6 protein-coding genes and 6 pseudogenes are annotated in these 11,723 nt (G+C 37.9%); 8 read left to right on the top strand and 4 right to left on the bottom strand.

Features of this window, described 5'->3' with window-relative positions; translation table 11 throughout:
- Positions 1–126 precede the first annotated feature (126 nt).
- Both FTV32_RS14870 and FTV32_RS14865 read left to right on the top strand, forming a co-directional pair.
- A pseudogene (locus tag FTV32_RS14870) lies at positions 127–687 on the top strand (HNH endonuclease signature motif containing protein); the annotation flags it as partial.
- 550 nt (positions 688–1,237) lie between these two features.
- The gene (locus FTV32_RS14865; RefSeq protein WP_005021600.1) at positions 1,238–2,470 is read left to right on the top strand and encodes an ATP-binding protein; all 1,233 of its coding nucleotides are present in this window, start codon (positions 1,238–1,240) and stop codon (positions 2,468–2,470) included.
- A 39-nt stretch (positions 2,471–2,509) separates the two neighbouring features.
- Here the strand turns inward: FTV32_RS14865 and FTV32_RS14860 are convergent, their stop codons facing one another.
- Together FTV32_RS14860 and FTV32_RS14855 are read right to left on the bottom strand one after the other, a co-directional pair.
- A complete protein-coding gene (locus FTV32_RS14860; protein ID WP_168370265.1) occupies positions 2,510–3,892 on the bottom strand; it encodes an IS200/IS605 family accessory protein TnpB-related protein in 1,383 nt (460 codons plus the stop codon).
- 66 nt (positions 3,893–3,958) lie between these two features.
- Positions 3,959–4,723: pseudogene (locus FTV32_RS14855) on the bottom strand (tyrosine-type recombinase/integrase); the annotation flags it as partial.
- Between the two features lie 353 nt (positions 4,724–5,076).
- Here FTV32_RS14855 and FTV32_RS14850 point away from each other — a divergent pair.
- The 4 genes and pseudogenes from FTV32_RS14850 to FTV32_RS14835 all read left to right on the top strand — a co-directional run.
- Positions 5,077–5,661, top strand: coding sequence for a hypothetical protein (locus tag FTV32_RS14850; RefSeq protein ID WP_143047385.1), 585 nt, complete (start codon positions 5,077–5,079; stop codon positions 5,659–5,661).
- Positions 5,661–6,785 (top strand): hypothetical protein, encoded by a 1,125-nt coding sequence (locus FTV32_RS14845; protein ID WP_051586599.1) that lies wholly within the window; start codon positions 5,661–5,663, stop codon positions 6,783–6,785. Before FTV32_RS14850 ends, FTV32_RS14845 begins: the two co-directional genes overlap by 1 nt.
- Positions 6,786–7,048: 263 nt before the next feature.
- Positions 7,049–7,980 (top strand): annotated as a pseudogene (locus tag FTV32_RS14840) (IS5 family transposase).
- A gap of 53 nt (positions 7,981–8,033) precedes the next feature.
- Positions 8,034–10,067, top strand: a pseudogene (locus tag FTV32_RS14835) (AAA domain-containing protein); the annotation flags it as partial.
- 199 nt (positions 10,068–10,266) lie between these two features.
- On the opposite strand, the pseudogene FTV32_RS14830 reads toward FTV32_RS14835, so the two are convergent.
- Positions 10,267–10,409, bottom strand: a pseudogene (locus FTV32_RS14830) (IS5/IS1182 family transposase); the annotation flags it as partial.
- Between the two features lie 165 nt (positions 10,410–10,574).
- Between FTV32_RS14830 and FTV32_RS14825 the strand changes: the two are divergent.
- Together FTV32_RS14825 and FTV32_RS14820 are read left to right on the top strand one after the other, a co-directional pair.
- Positions 10,575–10,865: a type II toxin-antitoxin system HigB family toxin gene (locus tag FTV32_RS14825; RefSeq protein ID WP_035268404.1), complete on the top strand. Its 291-nt coding sequence runs from the start codon at positions 10,575–10,577 to the stop codon at positions 10,863–10,865.
- 1 nt (position 10,866) lies between these two features.
- Positions 10,867–11,268 carry a type II toxin-antitoxin system HigA family antitoxin gene (locus FTV32_RS14820; RefSeq protein ID WP_035268402.1) on the top strand — a complete coding sequence of 134 codons (402 nt, stop codon included), beginning with the start codon at positions 10,867–10,869 and terminating at the stop codon, positions 11,266–11,268.
- 219 nt (positions 11,269–11,487) lie between these two features.
- On the opposite strand, the pseudogene FTV32_RS14815 reads toward FTV32_RS14820, so the two are convergent.
- A pseudogene (locus tag FTV32_RS14815) lies at positions 11,488–11,723 on the bottom strand (IS5/IS1182 family transposase); the annotation flags it as partial.

The raw sequence follows: 11,723 nt of genomic DNA, 5'->3' as shown, positions 1-11,723 counted from the left end.
GGATAATCTTTTTCAGATTCAATCAATAATTGAACCGCTCTTTCTCTGATTTCAGGGGTATATTTTAATTTTGTCATCGGGATAGTCTCTCAGAATATTGACTCTCCGACAAACCCGGTACGGTTCAAGTTTTTGATCGCCAATTTCCCCGTGGCGACCACCGAAACGGTCGGTAAGTTCGGCAGTGGTATCAAGGGCTATGATCGGCTACAAATTGTCTATAAAGCCTTTATTTGCTTAAGCTTGGAAATGGAGGTTGATTTTGATGATGAGAAATGCCTGAATACATTTATTCAATCCATGTCTAAGGCCTTCAAGTACATAAACTTTAACGAGTTCTATGTCGAAAGGTTTTTGGGTGGTTATGATGATGCAGTAGTCAAGAATGTGGTGGGATATGTGGAGTCGATTAGTCCAATTTCTCGGTCAAAGCCAAAGGCCTTTTCGGCATTAACCAAGAGTCTGCTTAAGCACAATTTTGTGGTGGGTAATCATAACTTTTGCCTCATTTGTGATGGATTGATCTATCTTGATTCTACTGAATCGGATCATCGGATTGCCAAAGCCGTAGGTGGGCAAGGTGTTCTAGAGAATGGTCTGCTGGTTCATCCCATCTGTAATAGAATGAAATCAGATCTGAGTCTGGAAGAGATTAGAGCGGATTTGTTTGGTGAATTACTGTATTAATCAACAGAGCGATGAGCTCATTTTTGCAGATGTATCAATGATTAATCACATGATTTAACTTTTGATACATTCAGCCAATGTGGTTATTTTTAATTCAGTCTAGAATCACAACCAGAAACTAGCTGTAGTTTCTGAATGACCGTCAAGGTCCTTAGTTTCGCCCATAGATTCCCTCTGTGGGCTTTTTTTTGATCAAAAATTGTATAGATGCTCTAAAATAAACCTTTTAGCATTTCATAAGCAATTAGGATTAAGGCTGAGACCATCAGCACAACAAAAATAAGTTCCACTCTAGTTAACATATTAATTCCTTTTACTTTTCACTTAATTTATATAGTAGTTAAGTCGCAGCATCAATGACATAACATGACATGGAAAATAATTAAAAAGACAGAATTTGGATTTTTATCAGATCTACTGTTTGCATGCTTCAACAGTAGCTTTGAATGTTTCACTTAAACTTTAAACTTTTTTTAAAATTGAATATTTTTACATCTAGGTTCTAAACTTTGATAGAATTTATTAAAACTTTAGATTCTAAGTGTAAATAATGAGAAGCGCTAATATTCGACGTGATGGCTACTTAAAATTTCTGAATACATGGCAAGACCGTGATGTCATTAAAGTACTTTCAGGTGTGCGTCGCTCTGGAAAATCCACCTTATTGGCGATGTTTCAACAAGACCTAAAAGCACAGGGTGTACAAGCCGAAAACATCATTGCTATCAATTTCGAATTTATGGAATTTGAAGAACTCACAGATTACCGTAAACTACATGATTATGTACTGTCTAAAGTTGATAAAAGCAAAAAAAACTATGTTTTTTTAGATGAAATACAACATGTTACTAATTTTGAAAAAGTAGTCGACTCTTTATATGTTCGAGATTATATCGATTTATATATTACAGGCTCAAATGCATTCTTTCTGAGTGGAGAACTTGCGACTTTACTCACAGGACGCTATATAGAGCAACATGTTTTACCCCTTTCATTCCAAGAGTTTAAACAGTGGCATATTGAAAATAATCCGATCATCCAACAATTATCCAATCGTGATTTGTATGCCATGTACACGCACAGTAGTTTCCCCTATACGCTTGCCATGACTAGTCAGCAGGAAACCTATGATTACTTGCAAGCGGTCTATGCCAGTGTAATGTTTAAAGATGTTATTCCTCGTTTGAATACTGCTGATATTAACTCTCTCGAGCGTGTCGCAAGATATTTGGCAAGCGTGACAGGCTCACCTATTTCCATCAATAAAATTAAAAATACCTTTGTTTCAAGTGGGGTTAAGATTTCATTTGAAACAGTAAAACGCTATATTCAGGGCTTACAGGACAGTTTGTTATTTTATAGTGCCGCACAATTTAAAGTACGCGGGCGTGAGTTATTACAATCCTCTGAAAAATACTATTTAGTTGATGTCGGATTGCGCCGGATTATGTTGCCTGATGCTAATGCTGATCAAGGTCATATCTTAGAAAATGTGATTTATCTTGAGCTTGTCAGACGAGGTTATACGGTCTATGTAGGGCGGGTTGATGAATATGAAATTGATTTTGTTGCTGTCGATACTTTACAGAATTTAACTTATTATCAGGTGGCATTAGAAACGCTCAATGAGGAGACACTCAGCCGAGAGTTACGTCCATTACAGAAAATTTCTGATTCGTATCCCAAGTATTTGCTTACCTTAGACACGATAGGGACTGAAGCGAATTATAATGGTATTGTAAAAATGAGTGCTCTCGATTGGTTGCTATCTGAAAATAAGTAAAGTTGAGGGTAGACATGGATACTGTTCCTTAAAATGTATTCAAACATACTCAAGGACTAATTCGCACTCTGTTAATGTCTTGTTGCCAAGCGTGTAACTAGAGCCTGAGTCGGTCAGTTCTGACTTGTAGCGGTCAGTCCGTTCTTGCAATATACGCTTTACAGTTTTGTAAGGCGTATAACGACTTATCTCATTGTCGTTTAATCTTGCAAGCACGTTTCTCGCAGCATTCCAATCAGCTTGCACAACTTCCCCATTGAAACGGTGAAAACGATCTCCCTTACGTGTACCTATTAAAAGGCCATGCAAGAAAGAATCACTTTGCGAAGTATATGCAGAATTGACTAGATGCACCGTAGAACCTCTACGGTGAGATATAGAAGTTAGGGCATTAGCTAACAAACCTTTAGCCCATGTATTTAAGCGTCTATTGGTGTTTTTGCCATAGTTGCGTTTACTTTGAATTGGGGATGTTAAATCTTCCGCAACAATCACTTTGGCTTTATCAACCAACTTGTGAGTTGCTGTAAATATTAATGTTTTGAGCTTTGCTTTTTGAGTATCTTGTCGCTTATCTAGTTTTTTTCGACCTAGATTATTTAACTCAATTTTCTGTTTCTTGTGCGGTTTGGCTTTAGAAATCGCTCTGAGCTTATTTCTACGTTTGTACTTTTGATTTAGGTAGTCTGATTCACTTGAGATCAATTTACCTAAACCATTGCCATATACTTCACCATCAGAATCCACAAAGGCTTCTGAATAACCTTTATCAACACCTACGGTTTCCTGACCACAATCCTGTGTTTCAACTGCATCATAAGTTGAGTGAACTTCAACATTACCGTTTTTTAGAATGATTCTAAGTGTGCCTTGTGGCGCAAAATCAACAGTGGTGTTTAGTGGAATTTTAATGGTTTGTCGAGGGACTAGACTCGGCACTTTAAGCCAACATTGACCATTTAACTCAAAAGTTTTACACATATCCGCACGAACAATAATTTGATTATGTGTGTGATTAACACCATGCTTAAAGTGATTACGCATTTGACGATGGAGGAAATTATCAGTCATCCATTCATCTTTTTTAAGCAAGGTGTATAGTCTTTTTTGTTCATTATTACAGGAGGTGCGTTTTCGGATCGCCTGCTTTACTTTGTCTTTTGATGCTTCTCGATAGGCTTTAATATCACCTATGCAATCACGTAGCGTTTCTTTCCACGCATTTGCAGAAACACCAAAGTCACGACTTTCTTTCATCCACGCATCACGAATAGCTCTGTCACTGATATTCAAACCTGAAATAGCACCATATTTAGCCCACACCTCGCTACGAATACGACCAAGTAAAACAGCTTGTTTCTCAAGCTGTTTGTACTTTTGCACATTCAAGTTTTTACAGTGATGAATGCGTGTTAATTTCACAAAGTCATGCCTAGGTTAAGGGATTGGATAATCAATAGATATGGATGCTAATATACCAAGACAGTTTTTGCCTCGACGTATTTCAATGCTTCTAAGCCATGTATATGTTGCCACTTTGATAGCATTTCTTGTACTAGTAGAGCCACCGTATGTATTGAGCTTAGACATAAGTTCTCTTTTTTCAGATTCAGTCAAGGGTCTGGCATGAGTTACTTCTGGCTGCTTTATGTAGCTTCTAAGGATGTAGGTAGGGTCAATAGAAATACGTTTTGTGATAATGGCATATTCCATGACTTCACCTATTATTTGCCTAACAAAAATTCCCTTAACTTCCCCTGTACCTCTTCCTGATTTTTTGATTCTTGCCATAGTGCTATCAAGAACATTTTTAATATCAATCGAGTCGATCTCATGAATAGGTTTATTACCGATAAGAGGATAAACATCCTTCTCAAAATAACTGCTGCGGCGTTGTTCCCATTCCTTTGATTGTTGAGTTTTTCGAGAATTCATAAATTCGTTGGCGACTAAAAGGAATGTACCATTATTTGCTTTGATTGCTTCAAGGCGTTCTTTTTTCTGGTGGCTTATTTGGTCTACTCCTTTAGCGAGTTGTTCTCGATATTCCATTGTTTTCAAGCGAGCGTATGCTAAAGTAATTTCGGGATATTGACCGATTGTGAGCATTTTGGCTTTAGTAAGAAATCGGTAGCGATAACGCCAGAATTTGCTACCAGACGGGCGGATTTCTATACAGAGTCCTGAGTGATCAGCCACGCGGTATAATTCTTCACGTGGCTTTAAGCTTTTGATTTTAAGATCGTTTAGCATGTGATGTGAGTAACGGTATTTTAGAAAGTGCTTACTCACAATCTTACTCACAAAAATTGGTAATTGCATGTATCACATTGTTATGGAAAGTTAGAATAAAAATATATTTAAATCAATTGGATAGGTTGTAATGTAATTTGTATTTAGTGAAGGTTAGATTATTAATTGGCATGATGTAAGGCATTACATCTCGTCTAAATTAAAAAAGTCCGTATCCAATGCTAGTCAGTTTAATTGACTGGCATCTATATTTGATTAGAAAAAATGCAGTGATATCTCCATTTGGTGATGTAGAATCTTAAATACAGATGATAAATTGAATTTTTTCTAAATTTAGATGATCGGGGAGTTATATGAGATATCTTTCAAGGGTTTTAGTTGTATTGGTGGGGATTGCTTTAACAGCCTGTCAAGCAACATTAGGTGTTCATGAGCGGAAAGCTCCTACAATATCGCAATCACTTAATTTGAATATTACTAAAGAACAGCCTTTAGAAATCTATTTTCAAAAATTATCCAGTCACAGTTATGTAAATGCTGACATTAGAGCATGGGAAGCCACACAATTATTTTCTTCAGTCAAACGTACAAACTTAGATCAGCCATCTACTCATGGATACTTTTTAAGAGTGGCTTGTCAACAAGATCGTTGGAGTGAGGATTCTGGATTTCTTACAGGTTTTTTATGGTTAATCACCGCAGGAACATTCCCTGCAAATGATGAAACTTCGGAAGAAAGCTGTAAGCTCACGATGTATGAAAATGGGATGCAGATTGCATCAACAACTGCTTATTTGGATTATCGAATCGTGAGCAATGGTTGGCTCGTTATACCGTATCTTTTTGCAAGTAAAAGTATGAATGAAACCCATGCGCAGACCTCAGCTAATATCCGGGTCCGTAAAGTAATGTCTGTTTTAACGCAGGGAGCTCCATAATGTCTCGTCATTTGATGATAATGATCATATTTATGGGACTTGTGGGATGTACAAGTAATACATCTCCGCCTCCCATTCCTCAATTTACTTTACAAAATAAGCAAAAAGATGTAGATGGCTATTATAAATACGCAACGTATTGGTTTAGGGGGCAACTCAAAGATGGTATTCCCCATGGTAAAGGAAGCTGTCGTACGCTCTATTTAACAGAATTGGGTAAATCTGAATGGATCAATAGTTCTTGTGAATTTAAAGCTGGTCAACGTGTAGATGACTGGCATAAGCAACGTCTAGAGCGCAGCTTAGCGTTGACGAATGCAGAGCGACAAAATGAGTTACGTGTAGAAAGTGAAAGAAAAGCACGTGAAATACAACAGCGACGCGAAGCAGCGGCTGAAAGACAAGCAAATCAACAGATGTGGGCAAATGCTGCACTTCATGGTTTAAATACTTTGAATAGTACAATGCAACAAGCTGAAAATGACCGTATTCGTTTTAATGCTCGTATCTCTAAGACGATAAGTAATGCTCAGCAACAACGACAGCATATGGAGCAAGTAAATCAAACAAGGAGTACTTCGTCTAATGCATTTTCTTCACAAAAAAGTAGCAGTATTGATAAATCAAAAGAAGGTGTGAAAAAAGATGAACAAGAGCTTTTGAAGAAACAAGAACAACAGCGCAAACAAGAGGCTGAACAGAAACAGCAGGCTTTAGTCAAAAAACAGGAGGAAGAAAAACGCCAAAAAGAGCTTGAGCGTAAAAAACAGGAAGACTTAAGATTAGCCGCAGAAGCTCAGAAAAAACAGCAGGCGGAAAATTATAATCGTGCTATTCGAGCAGGAACACGAGTTGGGGCAATCAGTTGTCACGGTGGAAAAAGTACACGTATTGTAGGAGTACTTGGCAAAGCACAACGCCCTAAACATGTCTATAATGCTTGTAGGTTACAGGAAGTACGCTATCGTTGTCCTTCCGAGTCAAATTGGCGACATACCTCTAGGTCTGATTGGTTATTGAACAATGCCTGTATCGGCGTAGGGGATGATGTGACTGTCAATGTCAGTTGTCCAGCTGAGCAATTGATTGTTCAGGCAACACGCTTTAGTTGTGATGTAAAATAATTATACTAATTTTCACCTAAACCAGAATATCTACAAATGATAAATCATGGTTTTAATTTTGTTTTAAATGACATTTTATGTCAGATTCTTCCTCTCTCATCAGCCACCTTATTATTATCTAGATAGTATGGTGGCTTTATTTATTGGATTTTTATTTTAAACACTCTTAGAGTTGTGTTGTATATTCCACATTTTTTTGACTTTCCACCGGCTTTGTTGCACAAACCTATCTGTAAAGGCTTTTTCAGCGATATAATTTTCAAATGAAGAAGCCTACACACAAAATCTATCGCACAACCAATTGGCCCGCATATAACCGAGCACTCATGAGTCGCGGAAATATTGCCATTTGGTTTGATCCTGCTACGCAATGGTATGCTCCATCAAAAGGCAAACAAGGGCGAAATCAAACCTACTCCGACGCAGCTATCCAATGCTGCTTAATGATTAAATCCTTATTCCGTTTATCTTTACGTATGGTCACTGGCTTTGTGCAAAGTCTGATTAAACTTTGTGGATTAAATTGGACCGCACCAGATTACAGTACGCTTTGCAGAAGACAAAAACATATTGATATTGCGATTAATTATCAAAAACGCAGTGGTGGGCTTAACTTGCTGGTAGACTCTACCGGTCTAAAGTTTTTAGGTGAAGGTGAATGGAAAAGGAAGAAACATGGACCTGAATATCGTCGCCAATGGCGTAAACTTCATATTGGTATAGATGCCAAAACCCTTCAAATACGCGCCATTCAACTCACTACAAATAATGTGAGTGATTCACAAGTGCTTGGTGATTTACTCGATCAGATTCGACAAGATGAGCAGATTAACTCTGTTTATACCGATGGAGCTTATGACACCAAGCAATGCCGTCAGATCATTGCAGATCGGCAAGCGCATGCGGTGATTCCACCTAGAAAAAATGCGAAACCATGGAAAGATACAAAGAGTAGCTCGCTAGCGCGAAATGAATTACTTCGAACAGTTAAACGTTTAGGCAGGACATTATGGAAAAAATGGTCCGGCTATCATTGCCGAAGTTTGGTCGAAACTAAGATGCATTGCATCAAATTATTGGGGGATAAACTCAGTGCAAGAAAATTTGATGCCAAGTCAATGAAATTCATGCACGTGTAGCAGTCCTCAACAGATTTACGGAATTAGGTCGACCACTTACCCAAGTTACGCCTTAAATTTGGCTCAATTAGGGGGATTTGTATTTCAAATCTTTGTGCAACAAAGCCATTTCTACGGATTACCTAAAAATATTGATGACTTGATTCAATTGTTAGGGCAGAAGTTAAAAATATTTAATTTAGAAGTCTATCAACAACAACTGGCTGATCAAATCCTTTATTTATCAGAGTTTGGTAATAAGATATCAAATCAGTTACGAAAAATTGTATCTCAGATTGATTCCAATTCATTACATGAAAGTGAACTTGGAGAGTATGCTGATCTATTAAAAAAATTATCACATTTAAAAGATCTAACTGAGGATTTTGAAAGAGTTAAATCCGCCAGTATTAGATTGAGTAAAACAAATGCTTTGATTGTTAGTAAAGACATTCTTGAAATTCCGTACGCTGAAGAAATTGAGGATCCTGTATTACGTAATACATTGCTAGAGGCTTGGGAATGGAAACGTCTTGAGATTTTTGTAATGGCCATTAGTAATACAGGTCAAATTGAAAATTTGTATGAGCGCCGTCGTATTCACGAGAAGAATCTATCACAAAATTATGCTCAATTGGCAGCAAACAAGACATGGCTGGCATTAAAGGAAAATGCCTCGGATAAAATTTTAGTTGCATTACAGCGTTATAAAATTGCTGTACAACACTATGGAAAAGGGACAGGTAAGAATGCTCCACGTTATAGAAAAGATGCTCAAGTAGCCCTTAAAGAGGCAACAGCAGCTATTCCTTGCTGGGTCATGTCACATCTTCAGGTATCTGAATCTATGCCTGCTGAATTAGGCCTCTTTGACTTAGTGATTGTGGATGAGGCATCACAATCATCAATTGACGTATTACCTGTTTTAATGCGTGCTAAAAAATTATTAGTAGTGGGGGATAATAAACAAGTTTCTCCGAGTAATGTCGGTCTAGCAAGTGCTCAAATTGATGTATTAAGAAATCGTTATCTACATGGTCAGCCACATGCTGCATATTTAACACCAGATATGTCTTTATACGACATGGCTTCTTCTATCTATGAGTCAAGTGTGATGCTTCTAGAGCATTTCCGCTGTCATCCTGCGATCATTAGTTACAGCAATAAAAACTTTTATGGTAACCGTATTAAGCCAATGCGATTATCGAAGAAATCTGAGCAGTTAAGTCCAGCTTTAGTAGCAATTTATACACCGCAGGGGTATAGAGAATCTAAAAATAGCAAACATATTAATCGAATAGAAGCGAAAGCAATTATTGAGGAAATGAAACTTCTTCTTAAAGATGAACGATATACGAATAGATCAATTGGCGTGATCTCGTTGCTAGGTCCAGCACAGGCTGAGTTCATTCAATCAGAAGCTTTGAATGAGTTTGGCGCAGGAACTCTTACTAAGGTTCAATTTGCTTGTGGAGATGCTTCAGCATTTCAGGGTGCAGAAAGAGATATTATTTTCTTATCTATGGTAGCAGATCCTGAGAATTGTCATGCTTTGAGTCGATCTGATCATGAACAGAGATTTAACGTGGCTGCAAGTCGTGCTCGTGAAAGGATGTATCTTGTCCACTCCGTGAATCGTGATCATATATCTCCAAAAGATCTAAGGCTGAATTTACTCAATCATTTTTATGATTTGCAAGAAGATCAAAAAGCATCATTTGAAGCAAAATTAGACCTGTGTGAATCGGAGTTTGAAAAATCTGTATTTACGACACTCCATGAAATGGGTTACACAGTTACTCCACAGGTTAAGGTTGGTAGCTATCGAATCGATTTAGTCGTTGAGTCAGATGGTGATCAGCGTTTGGCTGTTGAATGTGATGGTGATAGCTATCATGGGCCAGAACAATGGCATGATGACATGATTCGTCAACGTGCTTTAGAACGTGCAGGATGGACATTCTGGAGATGCTTTGCATCAAGCTGGGAAATTGAAAGATTTAACATGATTCAATCATTACAAGCAAAATTAAATTCTATGGGGATTACAGCTACACATGGTATGAGTAGTTTAGTTAATGATGTTGAACATAAAGAATGGCTAGATGACGAATCTGAAATGCGTGGGAAAAGTGATATCGAAAAAGATTTGTTAATTGTTTAATTGTGCTAGCTTCTATTTAAATGGATTCGCTAGCGGATACTTACGGAACTAAAGATTACAGTAGTAATCTTTTGTTCCTAACATTTTACTCGGGTAAAAATAGGTTAAACATTTTTATTGTCATCAACCTATATAAGAAACCAGTTTTGATTTCAACTTCCACCACTTTTAACTTCGGTTATTTATGGGAGGATTACCAGTAGGTTTGATTTCGCCCTTGCTTGCCTTTTGATGGAGCGTAGCAGGATCAAACCAAATGGCAATATTTCCGCGACTCATGAGTGCTCGATTATATGCGGGCCAATTGGTTGTGCGGTAGATTTTGTGTGTAGGCTTCTTCATTTGAAAATTATATCGCTGAAAAAGCCTTTACAGATAGGTTTGTGCAACAAAGCCTCTGATAATTAATAAAGCGCCATTTGGCGCTTTATTCATCCTGGCCCTTCAATATTGCAAAATGCGATAATTGGTTTATACTTGATTTATAGCAAAATGCGATAAAATGTTATGCATGTGATCACCCACGCTAGAATTATAGAAGCAATACAAAAGTGGCCACAGGCTGAAACGGCATTAGATGGTTGGTATCGAACCATAAAGGCAAACGATCCGAAAGATTTTGCTGAGATGAAACAGCTCTTTCCAGCTGTCGATAAAGTTGGAAAGTTCCATGTATTCGATATTGGCGGGAACAAGATCCGACTTATTGCCGTCGTGATGTATCAGGCAAAACGTGTGTATATTCGTCATGTCTTGTCTCATAAAGAATATGACAAAGGTCATTGGAAGGAAGGTTAGTATGAACGCGATGATTAAACAGGCCGTAGACCACTGGCACTACGTTGCACCATTGCTCAGCAAGCCAGAAAATGAAGACGACTTTCATACACTTGTTGAAGCTTTAGATGAACTTTTAGATACCGTTGGTGATGATGAGTCTAATCCTTTAATGGGGCTTATTCATCAGCTTGGTGATTTGGTTTCTGATTATGAAAATGAGCATCTTCCTATGCCTAAAGGGGATGGTCGTGCTGCTTTGGCTTTTTTGATGGAGCAACATGGTTTAGGTCAGTCTGACTTAGCAGAAGTTGCAACCCAATCTGTGATTTCTGAGATTTTAAGTGGTAAACGCCAACTGAATATTCGTCATATTAAGGCATTGTCTGAGCGGTTTAATGTATCGGCAGATACGTTTTTCTAAAAGATAGGGCACCGTGAGCCGCTCTATTAGTAATCAATTTGAATTTCTTGTTAGTCTTGATATTTCAATTTGGCTTTGTTGCACAAACTGAACCGTACCGGGTTTGTCGGAGAGTCAATATTCTGAGAGACTATTCCGATGAAAAAACCAAACTATACCCCCGAAATGGCTTTGTTGCACAAAGATTTGAAATGCAAAGCGCCCCTAATTGAGCCAAATTTAAGGCGTAACTTGGGTAAGTGGGCGACCTAATTCCGTAAATCTGTTAAGGACTGCTACACGTGCATGGATCTCATTCACTTGGCTATCAAAACTCCTTGCACTGAGTTTATCTCCTAATAATTTGATGCAATGCATCTTAGTTTCAACCAAACTTCGCCGATGATAGCCTGACCATTTTTTCCATAGTATCCTACCTAAACGTTTAATTGCTCGAAGTAATTCATTTCGCTCTA

This window comes from Acinetobacter sp. YH16032, from assembly GCF_013417345.1.
Taxonomy (GTDB): Bacteria; Pseudomonadota; Gammaproteobacteria; order Pseudomonadales; family Moraxellaceae; genus Acinetobacter.
Note: the sequence above shows the minus strand (reverse complement) of the source record. Positions and strands in the feature narration are given on the sequence as shown.